The following is a 20,065-nucleotide window of genomic DNA, read 5'->3' as shown; positions in this document are numbered from 1 at the left end:
AGGACACTCCCCCATGGTCAACGTGGCCGTCGCGCAGTTCGCCCCGACCGACGACAAGACCGCGAACCTCGCCGAGGTGACCCGCCTGGTCGACGAGGCCGCGGCCCGCGGCGCCCGGCTGGTGCTGCTGCCCGAGTACACGATGTTCACCGTGCCCGCGATGGACCAGCGGTTCGTCGACGCCGCCGAAGACCTCGACGGACCCTTCGCCACCGGGCTGCGCGACCTCGCGAAAGACCGTGGCGTCGCCGTCGTCGCCGGGATGAACGAGGCGCTGCCCGGCCGTTCCCGGATCTCGAACACGCTCGTCGCGGCCGGCCCGGACGGCGCCATTGCCGCCCTGTACCGCAAGATCCACCTCTACGACGCGTTCGGCTTCCGCGAGTCCGACGTGGTCGAGGCCGGGCCGATCACCGCGCCGGAGACGTTCGAGGTGGACGGCCTCACCTTCGGCCTCCAGACCTGTTACGACCTGCGCTTCCCCGAGGTGACGCGGCGGCTCGCGGACGCGGGCGCGCAGGTGGTGCTGCTGCCCGCGGAGTGGGTGCCGGGGCCGCTGAAGGAGTACCACTGGAGCACGCTGGTGCGGGCGCGCGCGATCGAGAACACCGTCTACGTCGCCGCCGCGGACCAGGCCGCGCCCACCGGTTCCGGCACCAGCCTGGTCGTCGACCCGATGGGCGTGGTGGTCGCCTCCCTGGGCGAGCAGACCGGCACCGCGGTCGCCGAGGTGACGGCGGCGCGGATTACCGAGGTTCGGGCGAAGAACCCGGCGTTGGACCTTCGGCGGTTCACGGTCGCCGAACGCTGAGGACCGGGCCGTCGGGCTGGGCTTTTTGTGGGCATCGTGCTTAACTCAATCCCATGCCCACAAAAAGCCCAGTAGATGACGAGGTGGTCGCCGCGGTCGCGCGGCTTCTACGGCGTGGGCTGCCGGTCATCCCGGCGGTCGCCGAGCCGGTCCTGCTCGATCTGCACGGGATCGTCGCGCGGGCGATCGATCCCGCCGATGAGGCCAGCCGCACCGCCGCGCTGAACAGCACCCTGCGTGGTCTGCTCGCCCGCTTCCCCGACAATCGCTACGCCCCGGCCGCGCGTGCTCTCTTCGGGCTGCCGCCGGCCGAGCCCGGTCAAAACCTCACCGCCCGCCGGGACCTGGCCGCCGAGCAGGCGGGTCACGAGGTGCACCACTTCCGCAAGCGGGTCGAACCCCGGCTGATCGAGAAGGTTGCCTGGGAACTGCTGGCCGACGCCGACCGGTTCACTCGGTCCCCCATGATCGCCCCGCGCCTGGCCCCGCTCACGGAGCGGCAGCCGGTACAGCCGGACCCGTTCGCCTGGGAAGTCGCCGAGCACGAGGAAAACCTCTCGCGGCTGTGGTCAGCGATCTATGCCGCCCGCGCCGAGTTGCTCACGATCGAGCGGCTGATCAGTCTGGACGCCGACAGGATCGATATCGGCCATCAGGCGGTGACCGCAGCCTGGCGCTGGGCCGTGGCCCGGGGCGAGGTAACCGGCTATACCACCGCGTTCGCCCCTGACCAGGAACCGGACCTGCTGATCTCACTGGCCGGCTGGGTTCCGGCGCTGACCGAGGCGCAGGCCTCCCGGCTGGTCGAGGCCGCCGGCGGTGGCGCCAGCCGTGAGCAGTTCGTCAGCTCCCTGCACGGCGAGACCGGGCTGGGCAACGCCTGGGTCAAGGGCTTCCTGCCTGGCACCCCATACCCCGAGAAGAACGGACAGTCGTCGTGACCAGCATCAGCACCGCTTTGGCTGTCGCACTGGAGGCCGCGGCGGGCGGCGATCCGCGCCGCTACGTCATCACCGGCGGCCCGAGCTCCGGGAAAGACGACCTCATCGAGGCGGTGCACGCGGCCAGGATTCCGTGCATGGCCGAGGAACCCGGCCGGGAAATCTACCGAAAGCACCGTGAACGCCTCGGCCGCCACTTGCTGCGCGAGGACCGGCGCGAGTACTCGCTGGAGGTCCTCGAAGCGTTCGTCGCCGAGTACACCGCCCATGAGCACGGGATCCGCTTGTACAACCGAGGTATTCCGGATGGCTACGGCTGGGAAGGGTTCTTCGGCCTCAAACCGACCCGCGAACTGGAGGAGGCCACCGCTCGCTATCGGTACGACGCGATCTTCGTCCTCGATCCACTGGACACCTTCGAGGAACCCGACGACATCGTGTGGGCCAAAGACCGCGAGATCCGCCGCGTGCACGAACTGATCGTGCAGGGCTACTACGACGCCGGCTACGAACCGGTGTTCGTCGCCCCGGACTCCGCGGCCTCACGCCTGGACTTCATCTGCGCCAATCTGCGTCTGCCCAAACCACCCCGAAAGGTGTGAACGCCTTGTCCCGCAACGCGAAGTCCGGCCTGCTGATCTCGCCTAACAGTGTGCTGGCCAACGCGCTGCTGAGATCGATCGACCTGCTGCGGCCGCGCGTACTCGCCGCGCGGCCGTCCCGGATCGAGTTCGTGGTGGGCACCCAGATCAACGGCGCCCCGCACCTGGGCACCAATCTGGTGCAGACTTCGGCGTTCCTGCTGGCAAAAATCGCCCGGCGGGAGTTCTCCACCGACACGGTGGTGCGGTTCAGTGCGCTCGACAACGCCCCGCACGACGTTGTGCTCGACCCGGAGACCCACCACGCCTACCAGCAGACCTACTACCACGCACTGGGCAAGGACGGCATCGGCGCACTGATCGATCGCTATTATCAGGAGTTTTTCGACTCCCTGTCCGAAGCGACCGACACTGACTATGACGTGGAGACCTACACCGATCAGCAGGCCACCCCCGGGTTCCGGGCGGAGTTCCTGCGCACGCTGGAACACCTGTGAGGTTCCCCCTGGGCGGTGGACACCGAGCTAGCAGGACTGCGGTCCTGCTGGAAGGATGTCCGTTATGCCTCCTCGTAAGCGTCGGTCGTACACGGCCGAGTACAAGATTGAGGCTGCGCATCGTGTGATCGACTCCGACCGCACGATCGCCGAGGTTGCCCGTGAGCTGGGGATCGATCCGGGGATGTTCAGTGTCTGGGTCAAAGACGAACGGCGGAGGATCGCCGCCGCCGGGGTCCACGGCGAGAAACCCCTGGAAGCTGCAGAGCAAGCCGAACTGCTGCGATTGCGCAGGCAGGTGGCCGAGCTGGAGAAGGACAACGCGTTCTTGGTAAAAGCGTCGGCGTACTTTGCCGCGATGCAGAAGAACCCGCGAGGTTCGATCTGATGGCGAAGTACGCCGGCCCCGACGAGCCCGCCGGCTCCACACCACCCGAGGGCACACGGTTCTCTGTCCTGCGCATGGCGCGGCTGCTCGGTGTCTCGACGTCCGGCTACTACGCGTACATGAAACGTTCCGCAGCAACGATGTTGACGCCCCGGCGGCAGCGCCGCGCTGATCTGGCGGTGAAGATCCTCGACGTACACACCGAGTCCGACGGTACCTACGGGTCCCCGCGGATCACCGCCGAACTACGGGCACGCGGTGAAACAGTGAACGAGAAAACCGTCGCGGCAATCATGGCCGGAATCGGGATCGAGGGCATCAGTCCCCGCACCTTCAAAGTCCGCACCACGGTGGTTGACCCGGCGGCGTCGTTTCCGCCGGATCTGGTGCGACGCAACTTCGACCAGGGCAAGCTCGACGCGGTCTGGCTGACCGACATCACCTACCTCACCTGCGGTGAGGGTGATCTGTACTTGTGCGCGATCCGCGACGGGCATTCCCGCCGCGTGCTCGGGCACATCGTCGCCGACCATATCGGTGCTGACATGGTCTGTGAGGCCATCGACGCGGCGGTGGCCTGCCGCAGCCGCGGTGTCGCCGGCACAGTGCTGCATTCCGATCGCGGTGGGGAATTCACGGCCGGGTTGACGGCGCGAGCCTGCGACCGGTACGGGTTGAAACGGTCGATGGGTGAGACCGGTATCTGCTGGGACAACAGCCCCGCGGAATCGTTCTGGTCAACGTTCAAGCACGAGTACTTTTACCGCCACACGTTCACAGTCAAGGCAGAACTTGTTGCTGCAGTTGACAAGTGGATCGGTCGGTACAACAATGAGAGGCGTCACTCGGCTATCGGGATGCTCAATCCTGTGTGCTACGAACAGTCCCTGACAGGCGCAGCGAAAGCTGCTTGAAGACCTGTCCACTGTTCGGGGGGAACCTCACTGGACGACATCCGCTGGTGGATGGCGCCTTCCCACGGCCAAGTGCACGTCCGGGTGCCATGCCCGAACTGCGGGTGGGCAGAGAAGCGCGGCGACCGCACCAAGCTCGCACACCTCGACGAAGACGGCGCCACGTTCACTGCGGTCTGCCTCGACCACGGTACCTACGAGGCCCACATTGATCCCGAAGACGACGCGCCTTACCTCGACCTGGCAACGTTGTACCGGAACCTCGTCAAGGAGCGTGCGTTCGGCCGCGACCCCGGCACGCTGCACGTGATGATGAAGGGCGGCGACTGGGTCTTCGGCTGTCAGCTCGTCGACGGGGCACTCGGCGCGCTCGACACCCCACCGGCACACATGCCGATGCGGATCTTTACCCCACAGGTGCTCGCCCCCACTGGTGCGAAATTATCGAAGTCGCTGCTGCGAGAGCAGGGAAAGGGCGCGCTGCCGGCCGATGTCGAGCCATGGATGCTCGACACCAGCGCCTGGCCCGGCTCGATCAATGACTACGTCGACGCCATGGTCTGGCTGGTCAGCGAGCTGCTGACGGACCCGAAGCACTTCTTCCGCTCCTTCACCGTCAAGGAACTAGGCCACCTTATGACCGCACGCCCCACCGAAACCGTGATCCGCGCGCACGAAATGGGCATCTACAAGCGCTACTTCGACCTCATCGCCACTGGCCGGAAAACTACGGAAGTCCGGGTCAACGACTCCAGTCGCCGCAAGATCAAGGAAGGGTCGCTGATCCGGTTCCGCTGCCAGGGCGACCAGGTCCTGACCCGCGTCACCGCTGTCAATCGATACGCCACCTTCGAGGAGATGTTCGACCACCAGGACGTCACGTCGGTCAACCCGCTCGCCAACCGTGCCGAGCAGCTGGCCAACATCCGCCAGATCTACCCACCCGAACGCGAAGCCATCGGTGTTGTCGCGATCGGTATCGAGCTGGTCGATCCGCCCCGCCCCGCCTGACTGCCACCTCAACGCCGAGCGGCATCGGCGTCACTGGCGCTCAGCCGGCCCGATCACGCGATTGCGGCCACCTCCACTCACGTTGAGGCTGTGGTCCGATCGTGGGCTGCCGAAGGCGGAAATCCTGGTTCAGTGGCCCGGCTCAGCCGTGTGCCACGGCCGGTGACCCGCTACTCGCCGCCCGCCCCCGGAGCGGGTTTCCCCGTGCCACGGCCGATCTCCTTGACCAGCGCGGCCGCGCCCGGGGCCGCCGCCAGCCGGTGCGCCAGGTCGAGGGCCACCGGCAGTTCCGTGCCCGCCGGGACGACGCGGTGGACGAGCCCGCAGCGCGCCGCGGCCGCCGCCGTCAGCCTGCCGTCGCCGCGGCGCAGCTCGTCGGCCAGCTCTTCCGGGAGTTCGGCGGGCACCCGGGCGGCCGGGTCCGGCAGGGCGAACTCGGCGTGCTCGGCGGCCACGATCAGGTCGGCCACCAGCGCCAGCTCGAACCCGCCGCCGCGGGCGAGCCCGTTCACCGCGGCGATCAGCGGCTTGCCGACGCGGAACAGGTCGTGGACGCCGGCGATCCCGCCGACGCCGGGGGCCAGGTCCCAGCCGGCGCAGAAGAACTCGGGGCCCGCGCCGGTGACCACCCCGGCGTGCAGGCCGGGGTCACCGCCCAGCCGCATCAGCGCTTCGAACAGGGCCCGGCTCACGTGCTGGTCCATGGCGTTGCCGCCCGGACGGTCGATGGTGGCGACGAGCACGCCGTCGAAGACTTCGGTGCGGACGACGCTCGGGGACGCGGTGATCATGGTGTTCCAGGTGGCGCGGAGGACCGGATGCCGGGGACGGTAGCCGCACCGCGGCCCGATGGCAATTCGCCCGCCGACTGACCCGACAGTCAAGCCGTCATCGCAATTCCCTTTCGCCGCAGGGATCTGCCGCTCTGAACGACCGCCAGCCACGGGAGTATTGCGATTATCGCAACACCGGGCTACCGTCGTCCGGCATGGACGAGACGGAGCAGCTGCGGACGCGGGTCCGGGAGCTGATCCGGTCCATGCCGGGAGCCCAGCGGGAGTTCGCCGCCGCGATCGGGCTCGACGAGACGAAACTGTCCAAGGCGCTCACCGGCACCCGCCGGTTTTCGCCCCACGAGCTGGTCCGCGTCGCGGAATACTGCGGCGTCACGGTCAACTGGCTGCTCAACGGCAGCGACGACGCGAAGACCGTCACCGCGGTCCCGGCGCCCGCCACCCGGCTGGCCGGTGAGCCCGGGCAATCCGAGCCGCGGCGGCGGATCCTGGAGACCGCGTGGCAGCTGATCGCCGAGCGCGGCTACCACCGGGTGCGCATCGCGGACATCGCGAAGGCGTGCGGCACCAGCACCGCCACCATCCACTACCACTTCCCGAGCAAGACCGAGGTGCTGAACGAAGCGTTGCGGCGCAACGTGAAGCTCGCGTTCGACCGGCAGGTCGCCGAGCTGCACGCCGTCGATGACGCCCATGACCGGCTGCTGAAGCTGGTCGAGCTGCAACTCCCGGCCGACGGCGTGCTGCACGCCGAATGGTCGGTCTGGCTGCAGGTGTGGAACGAGGTCTCGCTGAACCCGGCGCTGCGGTCGCTGTACACCGATTCGTACGACCGCTGGCACCGGACCATCCTGATGACCATCCGCACCGGCCAGGAGCAGGACGCGTTCCACGTGGCCGATCCCGAGGCCGCCACCGAGCAGCTCACCGCGCTGATCGACGGGCTCGGCATCCAGGTGCTCACCCACAAGCCGGGCAGCACCGTGGCCACCATGCGCAAGCACCTGCACGACTTCATCGAATCCTCGATCGTCAAGGGAGCCTGATGAACCACGAGGTCATCGTCACCTGCGCCCTCACCGGCGCCGGCGACACCGTCGGCCGGAGCCCGCACGTGCCGGTCACCCCCGCCGAGATCGCGGCCAGCGCGATCGAGGCCGCCAACGCCGGCGCGGCGGTGGTGCACATCCACGTCCGCGAGCCCGGGACCGGCGCGCCCTCGCGGGAGGTCGCGCTGTACCGGGAGGCGGTTCGGCTGATCCGCGAGTCCGATGTGGACGTCGTGGTCAACCTGACCGCCGGCATGGGCGGCGACCTGGTGCTCGACCAGGAGGACCCGCTCAAGCCGGTGGACGGCACTGACCTGGTCGGCGCACTGGAGCGGCTCCCGCACGTCGAGGAGCTGCTGCCCGACATCTGCACGCTCGACTGCGGCTCGCTGAACTTCGGCGAGGGCAGCCAGCTCTACGTGTCCACTCCGGACATGCTGCGCCTCGGCGCCGGCCGGATCCAGGAGCTGGGCGTGAAGCCCGAGCTGGAGATCTTCGACACCGGGCACCTGTGGTTCGCGTCCAAAATGGTCGAAGAGGGCCTGATCGACGCGCCGCCGCTGTTCCAGCTCTGCATGGGCATCCCGTACGGCGCGCCCGCCGACCCCGGGCTGCTGGGCGCGATGGTGAAGCTGCTGCCCGTGGGCGCGCAGTGGGCGTCGTTCGCGATCGGCCGGGACCAGATGCCGTGGGTCGCGCAGTCCGTGCTGCTCGGCGGGCACGTCCGGGTCGGGCTGGAGGACAACCTGTACCTGGCCCGCGGGGTCAAGGCGACGAACGGGCAGCTCGTGGAGCGCGCCGTCGGGATCGTCGGCGACCTCGGCGCCACCGTCGTCGGGCCGGACCGGGCGCGCCAGATCCTCGGGCTGAAGGAGCGCGTCCATGCCTGAGATATCCACTGTAGACACTGTGGACACTGTCGCCTGCGTGGGCGCGGGCGTGATCGGCGGCGGCTGGGTCGCGCACTTCCTCGCCCGCGGCTACCGCGTCCGGGCGTGGGACCCCGCGCCGGACGCCGCCGCGAAGCTCACCCGGCTGGTCGACGCCGCCTGGCCCGCGCTCACCAGCCTCGGCCTGGCCGACGGCGCGAGCCGGGACAACCTGACCGTCACGGCCACGCTGGCCGAGGCCGTCGAGGGTGCCGGGTTCGTGCAGGAGAGCGCGCCGGAAGACCTGGCGCTCAAGCAGAAGCTGCTGGCCGACATCGACGCCGTCACCCCGGCCGGGGTGGTGATCGCGTCGTCGACCTCGGGGTACGGCATGACCGAGATGCAGGTCGCGGCGAAGACGCCGGAGCGGCTCGTGGTGGGCCACCCGTTCAACCCGCCGTACCTGATCCCGCTGGTCGAGGTCGTCGGCGGGAAGCTGACCTCGCCGCAGGCGGTCGAGTGGGCGAGCGCGTTCTACCGCCACGTGGGCAAGACCGTGATCGCCATGGCCGACGAGGTACCCGGGTTCATCGCGAACCGGCTGCAGGAGGCGTTGTGGCGGGAAGCCCTGCACATGGTCGCGAACGGCGAGGCCACCGTCGAGCAGATCGACACCGCCATCACCGACGGGCCGGGCCTGCGCTGGCCGGTCCAGGGCCCGATGCTCACCTTCCACCTGGCCGGCGGCGAGGGCGGCATGGCGCACATGCTCGACCACTTCGGGCCGTCGCTGAAGTCGCCGTGGACCCGCCTCGACGCGCCGGAGCTGACCAAGAAGCTACGCGACGCCGTGGTCGAGGGCTGCGAGGAAGAGGCCGGCGAACGCACCATCGCCGACCTCGTCGCCGAACGCGACCGGGCGATCATCGCGATCCAGGAGGCCGTCGGGCAGGCCCGTCGTGGGTGAGCCGCTGGTGCACCGCGACCGGGTCCGTCCGGAGTGGATCGACTACAACGGCCACCTTTCCGAGCCGTACTACGTGCTCGTCTTCGGCGACGCCACCACCGCGCTGATGGACGCCACCGGCCTCGACCCGGCGTACCGCGCGGCCACCGGCGCCTCGCTGTACACAGTGGAGGCTCACGTCCGGTACCTGCGCGAGGTAGGCGCGGACGCCGAACTCGAGGTGGCCACTTCCGTGCTGTCGGTCGGGGCGAAGAAGACCCGGCTGTGTCACGAGATGCGTGTCGTCGGCGAGCTGGTGGCCACCGAAGAACTGCTGTGCCTGCACGTCGCCGAGGGCAGAGCCTCGCCGTTCCCCGGCGACGTCGCGGAGCGGCTCCGCCAGTACGCCAGCCCGGTCCCGGACTACGCGGGGCGCGCGATCGCTTGACCCTCCCGAACCCCGTCCCCACCGAAAAGACTCCTATGGAAGCGCGATGTAAGCCGAATCCCTGGTCCCGCCGCCGGTTCCTGACCGCGGCCGTCGGCGGTGCCGCCCTGCTGGGCGCCGCTCCCCTGCTCACCGCGTGCGGCGGCAACGGCGTCGCGGCCGCCGCGCCCACCGGCCCGCCACGGCGCGGCGGCACGCTGCGCGTCGGCGTCACCGGCGGCGGCGCGTCCGACACCATCGACCCGCACATCCCGGCGACCAACCCGGACATCGCGCGGGTGATCAACCTCTACGAGCCGCTGCTGCTGCGCGACCACGAGTACCGGCTGCAACCGGTGGTGGCGCAGTCGATGACCTCCTCGCCCGACGCCCGGACGTGGACCGCGGTGCTGCGCGAGGGCATCAAGTTCCACGACGGCCGCCCGGTCACGCCCGCGGACGTGGTGGCCACGTTCAAGCGGATCACCGACCCGAAGGACCCGAAGAGCGGCGCCGCCGGGCTGACCATGCTCGGCGAGGTGGTGCCGTCCGGGGACCACTCCGTGGAATTCCGCCTCACCGAGCCGAACGCCGGGTTCGACGACCTGCTCGGCCAGTACTCGCTCGGCATCGTGCCGGCCGACTTCGACCTCAAGCGGCCGATCGGCACCGGCCCGTTCCGGATGGGCCAGTTCACCGCCGGGCTGCAGAGCACCTTCGTGCGCAACGAGCACTACTGGCGGCCCGGCCAGCCGTACGCCGACCAGCTGGTGCTGATCAACTTCGCCGAGGACGACGCCCGGATCAACGCGCTGCTGTCCTCCCAGGTGGACGCCATCGACCAGGTCCCGGTGGCGCTGGTCGACGTGCTGCGCAGCGACCCCCGCATGCGCGTGCTCACCTCCGACACCGGCACCTGGCTGCCGTTCACCATGCGCGTGGACCGGCCGCCGTTCGACGACGTGCGGGTGCGCCAGGCACTGCGGCTGGTGGTGGACCGCGAGCAGATGATCAACCAGGTGCTCAGCGGCCAGGGCCGGGTCGGCAATGACCTGTACGCGCCATTCGACCCGGCGTACGCGAAAGACCTGCCGCAGCGCAGGCAGAACATCGACGAGGCGAAACGGCTGCTGGCCGCGGCCGGGAAGCCGGACCTCGACATCGAGCTGGTCACCGCGCCGATCCAGGCGGGCGCGGTCGAGGCGGCGCAGGTGTTCCAGCAGCAGGCGAAGGCGGCCGGGGTGACTGTGCGCATCCGCAAGCTCGACACCACCACGTTCTACGGCGAGAACTACCTGTCCTGGGACTTCGCGCAGGACTTCTGGTACACCCGAAACTACCTGCCGCAGGTCGCGAGCGGCTCGCTGCCGAAGGCGCCGTACAACGAAACCCATTGGAGCGACCCGGAATTCACCGATCTCGTGACCCGGGCCAGTTCCACTGTGGACGCTAAGGCCCGGGGCGACCTGCTCCACCGGGCGCAGCAGATCGAGTACGAACGGGGCGGGCTGATCGTCTGGGGCTTCGTCGACCAGGTGGACGCCCACCAGGCCTACGTCGCCGGGCTGGTGCCCGACCGGACCGGGATCTCGCTTTCGGGCTACCAATTCCGCGAAGCCTGGCTCGGCACCGCCCCTGGAGGTGCGGCATGACCAGACTGATCGTCAAACGCCTGCTCGTCAGCCTCGCCGTGTTGTGGCTGGTGACGCTGCTGGTGTTCGTCGCGACCCTGCTGCTGCCGGGCGACCCGGCGCGCGCCATCCTCGGCCAGCAGGCGACACCGGAGCGAATCGCCGCGCTGCAGCACCAGCTGCACCTCGACGAGCCGGTCTGGCAGCGCTACCTGGACTGGCTCGGCGGGCTGTTCACCGGCGACCTCGGCACGTCGACCTCCACCCAGGGCCCGGTGACGGCGCTCCTGGCCGACCGGGTTTCGGCGTCGCTGGTCCTGCTGGTCCTCGCCGCGGTGATCGCCACCCCGCTCGGCCTCGCGCTCGGCACCTGGAGCGCGCTGCGCCGCGGCCGCGCGGCCGACCAGGCCGTCTCGGGGATCAGCCTGGTGATCGCGGCGCTGCCGGAGTTCGTGATCGGCATCGCGCTGATCGTGCTGTTCGCCACCACGGTGTTCAAGGTCCTGCCGTCGGTCACGCTCACCCCGCCCGGCGAAGCGGTGTGGCGGCAGCCGAGCCAGCTCGTGCTGCCCGTGCTCACGCTGGTGCTGGTGGTGATGCCGTACATCACGCGGATGATGCGCGGGACGATGAACGAGGTCCTCGACTCGGGTTACGTGGAAATGGCCCGGCTCAAGGGCCTGCGCGAGCGGACGGTGCTGGTGCGCCACGCGCTGCCGCACGCGGTGGGACCGGTCGCGCAGGTGGTCGCGCTGCAGCTGGCCTGGCTCGCCGGCGGGGTCGTGGTGGTCGAATTCCTGTTCCGCTACCCCGGCATCGGCCAGGCGCTGATCGACGCGGTGGGCAAGCGCGACGTCGCCGTGGTCCAGGCCATCACGCTGCTCATCGCCGCGGTGTACATCGTGGTGAACCTGATCGCCGACGTGGTCGGCATCCTCGCGGATCCGAAACTCCGGACGGAGGCGGCATGAGCACACAATCGCGGCAGCTCGCTCGTGTCGCCGACCGGGTGCGGGTGTCACGCAAGACACTGGAGGCTGTCCGATGACCGCCGTGGAAACTGTGCCGTCGGTGTCCGACGAAGCGCCGGTGAAACGGGCCGGGCTGTGGCGCACGGCGTGGGCGTTCCCGCAGGCCAAGGTCGGCACGGTGCTGGCCGGCGTGGTCGTCCTGGTGGCGCTGCTCGGCCCGTGGCTCGGGCCGGTGCTGACCGGCTACGGCACCACGGACTTCGCGGGCAAGCCGTTCAAGCCGGACGGGATCGCGGGCACCGATGGCCTCGGCCGCGACGTGCTCACCCGGTTCCTCTCCGGCGGCACCACGCTGCTGCTGTATGCGGTGCTCGCCACGATCCTGGGCATCGTGCTGGGCGCGTTGATCGGCATGATCGCGGGTTACGGCGGCGGCTGGCTCGACAGCATCCTGATGCGCGGCAACGATGTCCTGCTGTCCTTCCCCCAGCTGGTCATCGCGCTGCTGGCGATCGCGGTGATCGGGCCGAAGGGCTGGCTGCTGGTCCTGGTGATCGGCCTGACGCACGCGCCGCGTACTGCTCGCGTCGCCCGTCAGGCCACCGTTGCGGTGCGGGGCAGCGACTACATCCGCGCCGCCGAGATGTACGCGGTGCCGCGCGGGCAGATCCTGCTGCGCGAAATCCTGCCGAACATCACCGGCCCGCTGATGGTGGAGGTGGGGCTGCGGCTGACGTTCTCCATCGGCTACATCGCTTCGCTGTCGTTCCTGGGCCTGGGCATCCAGCCGCCCACGGCCGACTGGGGCCTGATGATCAACGAGAACCGGATCGCACTGGTCGTGCAGCCGTGGGGCGTGCTCCTGCCGGTGGCCGCGATCGCCCTGCTCGCCGTCGGCACCAACCTCGTCGCCGACTCGCTCGCCTCGGCCGCGGCCGGACGCACCCGGGAGGCCCGCTCATGACTGATCCGACTGAGGGACTTGCCCTGGAGGTGACCGGCCTGGCCGTGCGGACCGCCACGGGCCGCGCGGTGCTGGGCAACGTCTCCTACGCCATCTCCCCCGGGGAAGTGCTCGCGCTGGTCGGCGAGTCCGGCTCCGGCAAAACCACCGCCGGACTGGCCGCACTCGGACACTTCCGGCGCGGCCTCGTCTCCGCCGGCGGGACGGTCACCGTCCGCCCGCGCGAGGGCGAGCCCGTCGACATCCTCGCCCTCGACGCCGCCGGGCGCCGGAAGCTGCGCGGCAACGTGATCGCCTACATCCCGCAGGACCCCGCGCTGTCGCTGAACCCCGCGTTGCGGATCGGCCTGCAGATCGCGGAAGTCCTTGAGACGCATGGCTATCCGGGCCCGGTCGAGGACCGCGTGGCCGAGGTGCTGGCCGAGGTCGGGCTGCCCGCGGACGAGGACTACCGGCGCCGCTACCCGCACCAGCTCTCCGGCGGGCAGCAGCAGCGCGTGGGCATCGCGATGGCGTTCGCCTGCCGGCCGAGCGTGGTCGTGCTCGACGAGCCCACGACCGGGCTCGACGTGATGACCCAGGCGCTGGTGCTCGAGACCGTGCGCTCGTTGACGGCCGAACACCGCGTCGCGGCGCTCTATATCACGCACGACCTGGCCGTGGTCGCTGAGCTGGCCGACCGGGTCGCGGTGATGTACCAGGGCGACGTCGTCGAGACCGGGCCCGCGGAACAGGTCCTGAGACGGCCCACGCACGCGTACACCCGCCGGCTGCTGGCCGCCGTGCCCGACCTCGCCGCGGACGCGGGCACCGCTCCCCCGCCGTCGGACGCGGTGCTGGCGGCGCGCGGGATCCACGTCTCCTTCGGCGATCTCCAGGTGCTGCGCGGTGTCGACGTCTCGGTGACGCGGGGCGAATGCGTGATGCTGCTGGGCGAGTCCGGGTCCGGCAAGACCACGCTTTCGCAGTGCATCGCCGGGCTCGCGCGGGAGTACACCGGCACCGTCGCACTGGAGGGCACGCCGCTCGCGGCCGCCACCCGGCAGCGCAGCAACGACGAGCGGCGTCGGATCCAGTACGTGTTCCAGAGCCCGTTCTCCTCGCTGAACCCGCGCAAGACCGTCGCGCAGTCGATCGAGGTTCCGCTGGTGCGGCTGACTTCGCTGTCCCGGGCGCAGCGGCGCGAGCGCGTCACCGAGATGCTGGACCGGGTCCGGCTCGGGCGCGAGCTGGCGAACCGGCTGCCCGACCAGCTCTCGGGCGGGGAACGGCAGCGGGCCGCGATCGCCCGCGCGCTCGTCACCACGCCGGACGTGCTGGTGTGCGACGAGGTGACCAGCGCGTTGGACGTCTCGGTGCAGGCCACGATCGTCGAGCTGCTCGGCGAGCTGCGGCGGGAGCTGGGCATGGCGATGCTGTTCGTCACGCACAACATCGCGCTGGCGCCCGAGGTCGCCGATCGCGTGGCCGTTCTGCGCGGCGGGGAGATCGTCGAGGAGGGTACGGTCGATGACGTGCTGAAGGCCCCCTCGCATTCGTACACCCGCGAGCTGCTGGCGAATACGCCGCGGTTATGACCGTCCACGGCGAAATCCGGCCCGGGTTCGAGGGCGTGCGCTCGGCGTTCGCCGACATCGTCGCGGCTTCGTCGGGCGGTGTGGCGTTCAGCGTCGTGCGCCACGGCGAGCCGCTCGTCGAGCTGTGGGGCGGGTCGGCGTCGCCCGGGGTGCCGTGGACGCGGGACACGCGGGTCGTGGTTTTCAGCGGTACCAAGGGGATTGTCGCGACAGTGGTCGCCATGCTGACCGCGCACGGGCTGCTGGGCCCGGGCGAGCGCGTCGCGCGGTACTGGCCGGAGTTCGCCGCGGCCGGCAAGGCGGACGTGCCGGTTTCGCAGGTGCTGGCGCACTCCGTCGGCCTGCCGTACGTCGAGCCGGACCTGCCGATGGCGGACAACGCGGCGAACGCCGCCGCCCTCGCCGCCCAGCGTCCACTGTGGACGCCGGGCACGAAGGTGGCGTACCACGCGCTGACCTACGGCTACCTCGTCACGGAACTGCTGCACCGCGTCACCGGCCAACGCGTGGGCGAGCTGGTGCAGGAACTGCTGGCCGCTCCACACGGCCTCGACCTGCGACTGGGCACGCCGCCGTCGGTCCCGGTGGCGACGCTGCACCGCGCGCCCGGCTACCGGATCAGCACCTTCCTGCAGGACCCCGCGCGGCGGCAGATCGTCGAGCGCATGTATCGCGGCCTGCTCGACTCCACTGACACAATGAACTCCCCCGCCTACCGCGGCGCCGAACTAGCGGCCGGCGGCGCGGTCGCCACGGCGGGCGCGATGGCCCGCCTGTACGACCTCCTGCTGACCGGCTCCCTGCTGCCCGCCGCCGTGTTGGCGCAGGCCACCCGCACCTGGTCCGAGGGCATCGACGCCATCAACGACCGCCCCCTGCGCTTCGGCCTGGGCTACGAACTCGCCGACCCGATCGGCACCTACGGCCCACCCACAGCCGACCCGTCCGCCTTCGGCCACTCCGGCGCCGGCGGCGGCCGCCACGGAGCGTGGCCGTCTCGAGGCGTGGGTTTCTCCTTCACCACCAACGAACTGCAGGCCGAGGACGTGGATGGGCGGGCGTCTTCGCTGCTGGCCGCGCTGGACGGAGCCCTCTAGATGCCGCACCACGCAACGTTGGCACGCAAAAGCTCGTGAGTGGCTATGACGGTTAGAACCGTCATAACCACTCACGAGCCCCTGGGCCGCCAGCCCGGAAGCCCCGGCGTAGACGACGCCGTGCTCTCCAGCCGCGAGATCTCCGACGCTGTCGGCGGCTCGGCGCATCGCGGGTCCTCCCTCTACTCCGTCGACACCGCGCGACTCGCCGAGCTGGCCCCCGACCTGGTCCTGACCCAAGACCTGTGCGAGGTCTGCGCCGTCTCCTACACCCGCGTCGCCGAAGCGGTGCGAATGCTCGACGCCGGACCGCGGGTGCTGAGCCTCGAACCGCGGCGGCTGGCCGACGTCCTCGGCTGCGTCACGACCCTCGGCGATGCGCTGGGCGTTCCCGCGCTGGCCCGCGAGCGCGTGCAGGCCCTGGAGACGCGGCTGGACGCCGTTCGCGCGCGCGTCGCCGGGAGGGCGCGGCCGCGGGTGGTCGCGCTGGAGTGGCTCGACCCGCTGTGGCCCGCCGGGCATTGGGTGCCCGAACAGATCACCGCGGCCGGCGGCACTCCCCTGCTGGCCGAGCCGGGTGAGCACACCCGGCCGATGTCGTGGGACGCCGTGGTCGCGGCCCGCCCGGACGTTCTGCTGGTACTGCCGTGCGGGTTCTCCCCCGATCGCACCGCCGCCGAGCTGCCCCTGCTCACCAAGCTGCCCGGCTGGGACCAGCTGTCCAGCGCGGTCTGGCTGCTGGACGGCCCGTCCTACTTCAACCGCCCGGGTCCGCGCGTGGTGCGCGGCGCGGAAATCCTCGCGAAAGTCCTGCACGGCATCGAGGCCGATCCCCCGGTCACCGCCGCCGAGGCCCGGCCGATCCGAGGACGTCTACTGCGCCGCCGGTGACGGCAGGCCGACGATGCCCACGATCCCGCTGGAGAACGCCGTCACCTGGACCGCGGTCAGGTCGAACGCGGCCACCCCGGAGAAGAGCGCGAGCCCGCCGCCGAGCACGACCGGATGGACGAGCAGCCGGTACTCGTCGACCAGGCCGAGCCCGACCAGGCTCCGGGCGAAGGAAGCGCCGCCGTGGGCGAGCAGGTCCCGGCCCGGTTCCGCTTTGAGCGCCGCGATCTCCCCGGCGAGGTCGGTGCCGAGCATCCGGGTGCCGTCCCAGCCGGCGGCCGGCGGCGCGACGGACAGCCCTGCCTTGCGCTGCGCGTCGACCGCGTTTCGGAGCGCGAGCGTCGGCTCGGATTCCAGGTTGCCGGATCGGGAGAAGACGATCTTCGGGATGGTGTTCATCGGGGCGGCCAGCGGCTCGGTGGACGTGGGCCAGTAGCCGAGCATGTCGGCGTAGGTCCGGCGGCCGGCCAGATGCGCCCCGGCCTGCCACAGCGTCTGCTCGATCCAGGTCGTGGCCCCGGAATCGAGGGTGCGCATGATCCAGTCGATCCGGCCCCCGGGCCCGGCGACATACCCGTCGAGGCTCATCGACATCTTCAGCACCAGTCGCCTCATCGGACGGTTCCTTCCTCTACCAGCATCGACAGGCGGTGCAGGCTGCCATTCCAGCCGTCGCTCATTCCGGCGAGGTCCTCCCGCGCTTCAGGGGTGGCGTGCAGCACTTCCACCCGAACCGTCACCTCGGTTTCCCCGCCACGGTCGGCAAAATCGGCCGTGACGCGGTTTTCCAGCCGGCGGCTGCCGTCCGGATTCAGCAGGGCGACGGTGAAGACCAGGCGCGCCGGAGGGTCGATCATCTGCACGGCGCCGACGTTGAGGTACTCGCCTCCCTCCGGCGAGCGCATCAGGATGCGCAGGCGGCCACCGGGCCGCGGGTCGATCGCACACTCCGGATTGGTGAATCCGTACGGCCCCCACCACTGCGCGAGATGGCGCGATTCGGTCCACAGCCGCCACACCAGGCTCCGTTCGGCCTTGACCGCACGGGTGAAGACGACCTCGCGCGGCGAGAGCAGGGCGTCTTCAATCCTCGGAGTGCGGGGCATCGGCAGCTTCCTCCCGTTTCACGGTCTGCGCGTAGGTGTCGAGCCGGTCCAGGCTCTGCTCCCAGAACCGGCGGTAGCGTTCGAGCCAGTCCGACAGCTCGCCCATGGGTTCGGCCGCGAGGGCGCAAGGCCGCCACTGCGCGTCCCGGCTCCTGGTCACCAGCCCGGCTTTCTCCAGCGTGCGAATGTGCAGGGACACCGCCGGGAGCGACATCTCGAACGGTTCGGCCAGCTCGGTGACCGACTTCGGCCCGAGGATCAGCCGATCGAGAATCTCGCGGCGCACCGGATGCGCGAGCGCGCCGAGGGTGCGGTCCAGGGTTTCCATCGTCGTACTCATTCCCCTCGTCGTGTGCGTATTTAAGACTTACCTTAAATACACGGCGGGGGCAAGGCGCTCCCGCTCAACGTCTTGAAGGGTTCCCCCGGGCCGAAGCTCAGGCCGTGACGAGCGGGACTCAGGTCACGTCGGCACGGGTGTACTACTCCGAAGTGGACAGTGGCACGATCGCGATCCCCAGGCCGGCCGCGACGTGCTCCAGCTTCTCCTCCGAGCGCCGATCACGGACGAACAGCTGCGCGTGCAGCTCCTCCTCGTTGGACAAGGCGCTCTGAAGCAGAGCAATCTCGCCCTGACAACACGAACCTGTAACGGACCGTAACAAACCGCCCAAACCCGCGACTGATCACTGACTCCCTCGAAAGGATCATCGTGACCAGTCAGCAGCCCTACCCGCCCGTGGCCCCGTACCCCGCCGTGGTCCCGCGCAACGGCCTCGGCACCGCCGGGTTCGCGACCGGCCTCATCGGCCTGGTCTTCTCGCCCATCCCGTTGATCGGAGTGGTCGCGTGGCCGCTGGTGATCGTCGGGCTCATCCTGTCGATCCTCGGGTTCGTCCGGGCGAGCAAGGGCGGGGCGACGAACAAGGGCCTCGCCCTGGCCGGGATCATCGTGTCGGCGCTGGGCCTGGTCGTGTGCATCATCTGGGTGGCCGCGTTCGGCAAGGCTGTCGCGGACAACCCGCTGCCCGCCGCCGCGCCGGTGGCCTCACTCGGCGCGCCCGCCGCCGGTGCCCCGGGCGGGGCCGCGACCGCCGCCAAGCACACTGTCATATACAAGGTCACCGGGACGGGCAAGGCCGGCACGATCAGCTACACCACCGACGGCATGACCTCCACCAGCAGCGAGTCGAACGTGAAGCTGCCGTGGCAGAAGAGCATCGAACTCCCCGGCGGCCAGGCCATCCAGGTGGTCAGCGTGATCGCCCAGGCCAGCGGCTCCGGCTCGATCCACGTGACCATCGAGGTCGACGGCAAGGTCATCAAGGAGGCCGACGCCAGCGGCTACGGCGTCGCCACCGCCAGCGGGGACATCGGGGCGCTGAGCCACTGAACTCAGTGCGGCTTTGGTTCTTGCCAGGACCCGACGCCGCGGTATCAGCGTGGGCGATCCGATGTATAGGGCGTTATACACGCGACCGGAGCAAAGCCTCTGCCCGGTCAAACCTGAAGGTCGCCGGCCGACAGTGATCCGTCCAGATAGCGGCTGAGCACAATCCTCAGGTCGGCCCTGGTGAGATCCAGCACCTCGCCGACGTCGAAAGCGGGGAAATCCGCGAGCGAACTGATTGCCTGATCGACGGAACGGTCAACCGGACCAGGTCACGAAGGCGACTCGCGCGCTCAGAATCCTCCGGCACCTCGGTCAAGCCGTGACGATCTCGGCGAAGTCGTGGATCAGGCGGGAGCGGCGGGAGGCCATCCAGGCCAGGCTGACCTGGTTCGGCGGGAGGTCGGCGACCGGGACGCAGGTCACGTCGGCGCGGGTGTAGTACTCCGAAGTGGACAGTGGCACGATCGCGATCCCCAGGCCGGCCGCGACGTGCTCCAGCTTCTCCTCGATGCTGTGGTACCCGTGGGCCCGCGGGCGGCCACCGGAGCGCAGCTCGACGGCGATGTCGCGCCACTCCGGCACGGCGTCGGGATCGTTAAGCAGGTGCTCGGCGGCGAGGTCGGTGATGCTCACGGATTCCTTGCCCGCCAAGCGATGCGTGGCCGGCAGCACCGCGACGCGCGGCTCCTCGAACATCGGCCGCACGGACAGGCCGCGCGGCTCGACCGGCAGCCGGACCACGCTGACGTCCGCCCGGCCGTCGTGCAGGACCTCGGTCTGGTCGTCCCAGGTGGTCCGGACCAGCTCGACAGACAGGCCGGGATGGCGGGCGGTCAGGGCGCGCACGGCGTCGGTCACCGTCAGGCCGGGCATGAAGCCAATCGTGAAGCTCGCCGCGCCGCGCGCCGCCCGGGTCACGCGCCGCTTCAGCGCATCCGCGGACGCGAGCAGCGGACGGCTGTCCTCCAGCAGCTGGCGCCCGGCGGCTGTCAGCTCGGTCGAGCGCCGGTCACGGACGAACAGCTGCGCGTGCAGCTCCTCCTCCAGTGCACGCACCTGCCGTGACAGCACCGGCTGCGCGATGTGCAGCCGCTCCGCCGCCCGCCCGAAGTGCAATTCCTCGGCCACGGCGACGAAATACCGGACCTTCCGCAGGTCGACGTCCACCGGCGGGCCTCCCGTCCCT

24 protein-coding genes are annotated in these 20,065 nt (G+C 70.1%); 18 read left to right on the top strand and 6 right to left on the bottom strand.

Features of this window, described 5'->3' with window-relative positions:
• Positions 1 to 13: 13 nt before the first annotated feature.
• The 7 genes from OG371_RS39215 (at position 14) to OG371_RS39185 (ending at position 5,164) form a co-directional block, all read left to right on the top strand.
• Entirely contained in the window at positions 14 to 811 is a 798-nt protein-coding gene (locus OG371_RS39215) for a carbon-nitrogen hydrolase family protein (protein ID WP_329061407.1), read from the top strand.
• Positions 812 to 894: 83 nt separating this feature from the next.
• On the top strand, positions 895 to 1,752 hold the full coding sequence (locus OG371_RS39210; protein WP_329061405.1) for a hypothetical protein: 858 nt from the start codon (positions 895 to 897) through the stop codon (positions 1,750 to 1,752).
• Positions 1,749 to 2,354, top strand: coding sequence for an ATP-binding protein (locus OG371_RS39205; RefSeq protein WP_329061403.1), 606 nt, complete (start codon positions 1,749 to 1,751; stop codon positions 2,352 to 2,354). The genes OG371_RS39210 and OG371_RS39205 overlap by 4 nt, the downstream gene beginning before the upstream one ends.
• A 5-nt stretch (positions 2,355 to 2,359) precedes the next feature.
• Positions 2,360 to 2,851: a hypothetical protein gene (locus OG371_RS39200; RefSeq protein WP_329061401.1), complete on the top strand. Its 492-nt coding sequence runs from the start codon at positions 2,360 to 2,362 to the stop codon at positions 2,849 to 2,851.
• A 55-nt stretch (positions 2,852 to 2,906) separates the two neighbouring features.
• Positions 2,907 to 3,239 carry a transposase gene (locus OG371_RS39195; protein ID WP_329057902.1) on the top strand — a complete coding sequence of 111 codons (333 nt, stop codon included), beginning with the start codon at positions 2,907 to 2,909 and terminating at the stop codon, positions 3,237 to 3,239.
• Entirely contained in the window at positions 3,239 to 4,153 is a 915-nt protein-coding gene (locus OG371_RS39190) for an IS3 family transposase (protein WP_329057475.1), read from the top strand. The genes OG371_RS39195 and OG371_RS39190 overlap by 1 nt, the downstream gene beginning before the upstream one ends.
• A 72-nt stretch (positions 4,154 to 4,225) precedes the next feature.
• A complete protein-coding gene (locus tag OG371_RS39185; protein ID WP_329061399.1) occupies positions 4,226 to 5,164 on the top strand; it encodes an ASCH domain-containing protein in 939 nt (312 codons plus the stop codon).
• 170 nt (positions 5,165 to 5,334) lie between these two features.
• On the opposite strand, the gene OG371_RS39180 is transcribed toward OG371_RS39185, so the two are convergent.
• Positions 5,335 to 5,955, bottom strand: coding sequence for an enoyl-CoA hydratase-related protein (locus OG371_RS39180; protein WP_329061397.1), 621 nt, complete (start codon positions 5,953 to 5,955; stop codon positions 5,335 to 5,337).
• Positions 5,956 to 6,152: 197 nt separating this feature from the next.
• Here OG371_RS39180 and OG371_RS39175 point away from each other — a divergent pair, with 197 nt between their 5' ends.
• The 10 genes from OG371_RS39175 to OG371_RS39130 all read left to right on the top strand — a co-directional run bounded on the left by OG371_RS39175 (position 6,153) and on the right by OG371_RS39130 (position 16,380).
• Positions 6,153 to 7,004: a TetR/AcrR family transcriptional regulator gene (locus OG371_RS39175; RefSeq protein WP_329061395.1), complete on the top strand. Its 852-nt coding sequence runs from the start codon at positions 6,153 to 6,155 to the stop codon at positions 7,002 to 7,004.
• Positions 7,004 to 7,897 (top strand): 3-keto-5-aminohexanoate cleavage protein, encoded by an 894-nt coding sequence (locus OG371_RS39170; protein WP_329061393.1) that lies wholly within the window; start codon positions 7,004 to 7,006, stop codon positions 7,895 to 7,897. Before OG371_RS39175 ends, OG371_RS39170 begins: the two co-directional genes overlap by 1 nt.
• Entirely contained in the window at positions 7,890 to 8,843 is a 954-nt protein-coding gene (locus tag OG371_RS39165; protein WP_329061391.1) for a 3-hydroxyacyl-CoA dehydrogenase NAD-binding domain-containing protein, read from the top strand. The genes OG371_RS39170 and OG371_RS39165 overlap by 8 nt, the downstream gene beginning before the upstream one ends.
• Positions 8,836 to 9,270 carry a thioesterase family protein gene (locus OG371_RS39160; protein WP_329061388.1) on the top strand — a complete coding sequence of 145 codons (435 nt, stop codon included), beginning with the start codon at positions 8,836 to 8,838 and terminating at the stop codon, positions 9,268 to 9,270. The genes OG371_RS39165 and OG371_RS39160 overlap by 8 nt, the downstream gene beginning before the upstream one ends.
• A gap of 35 nt (positions 9,271 to 9,305) precedes the next feature.
• Positions 9,306 to 10,901, top strand: a complete 1,596-nt coding sequence (locus OG371_RS39155) for an ABC transporter substrate-binding protein (protein ID WP_329061386.1) — start codon at positions 9,306 to 9,308, stop codon at positions 10,899 to 10,901.
• Positions 10,898 to 11,851 carry an ABC transporter permease gene (locus OG371_RS39150; protein ID WP_329061384.1) on the top strand — a complete coding sequence of 318 codons (954 nt, stop codon included), beginning with the start codon at positions 10,898 to 10,900 and terminating at the stop codon, positions 11,849 to 11,851. The genes OG371_RS39155 and OG371_RS39150 overlap by 4 nt, the downstream gene beginning before the upstream one ends.
• A 73-nt stretch (positions 11,852 to 11,924) precedes the next feature.
• A complete protein-coding gene (locus OG371_RS39145; RefSeq protein ID WP_329061382.1) occupies positions 11,925 to 12,815 on the top strand; it encodes an ABC transporter permease in 891 nt (296 codons plus the stop codon).
• On the top strand, positions 12,812 to 14,392 hold the full coding sequence (locus OG371_RS39140) for an ABC transporter ATP-binding protein (protein ID WP_329061380.1): 1,581 nt from the start codon (positions 12,812 to 12,814) through the stop codon (positions 14,390 to 14,392). The genes OG371_RS39145 and OG371_RS39140 overlap by 4 nt, the downstream gene beginning before the upstream one ends.
• Positions 14,389 to 15,489 (top strand): serine hydrolase domain-containing protein, encoded by a 1,101-nt coding sequence (locus OG371_RS39135; protein ID WP_329061378.1) that lies wholly within the window; start codon positions 14,389 to 14,391, stop codon positions 15,487 to 15,489. The genes OG371_RS39140 and OG371_RS39135 overlap by 4 nt, the downstream gene beginning before the upstream one ends.
• 120 nt (positions 15,490 to 15,609) lie before the next feature.
• Complete coding sequence (locus OG371_RS39130; RefSeq protein ID WP_329061376.1) at positions 15,610 to 16,380, top strand: ABC transporter substrate-binding protein; 771 nt, start codon at positions 15,610 to 15,612, stop codon at positions 16,378 to 16,380.
• Here the strand turns inward: OG371_RS39130 and OG371_RS39125 are convergent.
• The 4 genes from OG371_RS39125 to OG371_RS39110 form a co-directional block, all read right to left on the bottom strand.
• Positions 16,363 to 16,995, bottom strand: a complete 633-nt coding sequence (locus tag OG371_RS39125; RefSeq protein WP_329061373.1) for a dihydrofolate reductase family protein — start codon at positions 16,993 to 16,995, stop codon at positions 16,363 to 16,365. The genes OG371_RS39130 and OG371_RS39125 overlap by 18 nt on opposite strands.
• Positions 16,992 to 17,486, bottom strand: coding sequence for an SRPBCC family protein (locus OG371_RS39120; RefSeq protein WP_329061372.1), 495 nt, complete (start codon positions 17,484 to 17,486; stop codon positions 16,992 to 16,994). Before OG371_RS39120 ends, OG371_RS39125 begins: the two co-directional genes overlap by 4 nt.
• Positions 17,464 to 17,814, bottom strand: a complete 351-nt coding sequence (locus tag OG371_RS39115) for an ArsR/SmtB family transcription factor (RefSeq protein WP_329061369.1) — start codon at positions 17,812 to 17,814, stop codon at positions 17,464 to 17,466. Before OG371_RS39115 ends, OG371_RS39120 begins: the two co-directional genes overlap by 23 nt.
• 154 nt (positions 17,815 to 17,968) lie before the next feature.
• On the bottom strand, positions 17,969 to 18,091 hold the full coding sequence (locus OG371_RS39110; protein ID WP_329061368.1) for a hypothetical protein: 123 nt from the start codon (positions 18,089 to 18,091) through the stop codon (positions 17,969 to 17,971).
• Between the two features lie 107 nt (positions 18,092 to 18,198).
• On the opposite strand from OG371_RS39110, the gene OG371_RS39105 reads away from it, so the two are divergent.
• Positions 18,199 to 18,879: a DUF4190 domain-containing protein gene (locus tag OG371_RS39105; protein WP_329061365.1), complete on the top strand. Its 681-nt coding sequence runs from the start codon at positions 18,199 to 18,201 to the stop codon at positions 18,877 to 18,879.
• A 312-nt stretch (positions 18,880 to 19,191) separates the two neighbouring features.
• Here the strand turns inward: OG371_RS39105 and OG371_RS39100 are convergent, their stop codons facing one another.
• Entirely contained in the window at positions 19,192 to 20,046 is an 855-nt protein-coding gene (locus OG371_RS39100; RefSeq protein WP_329061363.1) for a LysR family transcriptional regulator, read from the bottom strand.
• Positions 20,047 to 20,065 lie beyond the last annotated feature (19 nt).

It is taken from the genome of Amycolatopsis sp. NBC_01480 (genome assembly GCF_036227205.1).
Classification (GTDB): domain Bacteria; phylum Actinomycetota; class Actinomycetes; order Mycobacteriales; family Pseudonocardiaceae; genus Amycolatopsis.
The sequence above is the reverse complement of the archived record's forward strand: the minus strand, read 5'-3'. Positions and strand labels throughout refer to the sequence as shown.

What these genes read in the sequence shown, in the direction of transcription:
- OG371_RS39120 (WP_329061372.1), bottom strand. Translation starts at nt 17,486, where the DNA reads ATGCCCCGCACTCCGAGGATTGAAGACGCCCTGCTCTCGCCGCGCGAG.
- OG371_RS39125 (WP_329061373.1), bottom strand. Translation starts at nt 16,995, where the DNA reads ATGAGGCGACTGGTGCTGAAGATGTCGATGAGCCTCGACGGGTATGTC.
- OG371_RS39135 (WP_329061378.1), top strand. Translation starts at nt 14,389, where the DNA reads ATGACCGTCCACGGCGAAATCCGGCCCGGGTTCGAGGGCGTGCGCTCG.
- OG371_RS39155 (WP_329061386.1), top strand. Translation starts at nt 9,306, where the DNA reads ATGGAAGCGCGATGTAAGCCGAATCCCTGGTCCCGCCGCCGGTTCCTG.
- OG371_RS39175 (WP_329061395.1), top strand. Translation starts at nt 6,153, where the DNA reads ATGGACGAGACGGAGCAGCTGCGGACGCGGGTCCGGGAGCTGATCCGG.
- OG371_RS39115 (WP_329061369.1), bottom strand. Translation starts at nt 17,814, where the DNA reads ATGGAAACCCTGGACCGCACCCTCGGCGCGCTCGCGCATCCGGTGCGC.
- OG371_RS39145 (WP_329061382.1), top strand. Translation starts at nt 11,925, where the DNA reads ATGACCGCCGTGGAAACTGTGCCGTCGGTGTCCGACGAAGCGCCGGTG.
- OG371_RS39150 (WP_329061384.1), top strand. Translation starts at nt 10,898, where the DNA reads ATGACCAGACTGATCGTCAAACGCCTGCTCGTCAGCCTCGCCGTGTTG.
- OG371_RS39180 (WP_329061397.1), bottom strand. Translation starts at nt 5,955, where the DNA reads ATGATCACCGCGTCCCCGAGCGTCGTCCGCACCGAAGTCTTCGACGGC.
- OG371_RS39215 (WP_329061407.1), top strand. Translation starts at nt 14, where the DNA reads ATGGTCAACGTGGCCGTCGCGCAGTTCGCCCCGACCGACGACAAGACC.
- OG371_RS39165 (WP_329061391.1), top strand. Translation starts at nt 7,890, where the DNA reads ATGCCTGAGATATCCACTGTAGACACTGTGGACACTGTCGCCTGCGTG.
- OG371_RS39140 (WP_329061380.1), top strand. Translation starts at nt 12,812, where the DNA reads ATGACTGATCCGACTGAGGGACTTGCCCTGGAGGTGACCGGCCTGGCC.
- OG371_RS39170 (WP_329061393.1), top strand. Translation starts at nt 7,004, where the DNA reads ATGAACCACGAGGTCATCGTCACCTGCGCCCTCACCGGCGCCGGCGAC.
- OG371_RS39190 (WP_329057475.1), top strand. Translation starts at nt 3,239, where the DNA reads ATGGCGAAGTACGCCGGCCCCGACGAGCCCGCCGGCTCCACACCACCC.
- OG371_RS39195 (WP_329057902.1), top strand. Translation starts at nt 2,907, where the DNA reads ATGTCCGTTATGCCTCCTCGTAAGCGTCGGTCGTACACGGCCGAGTAC.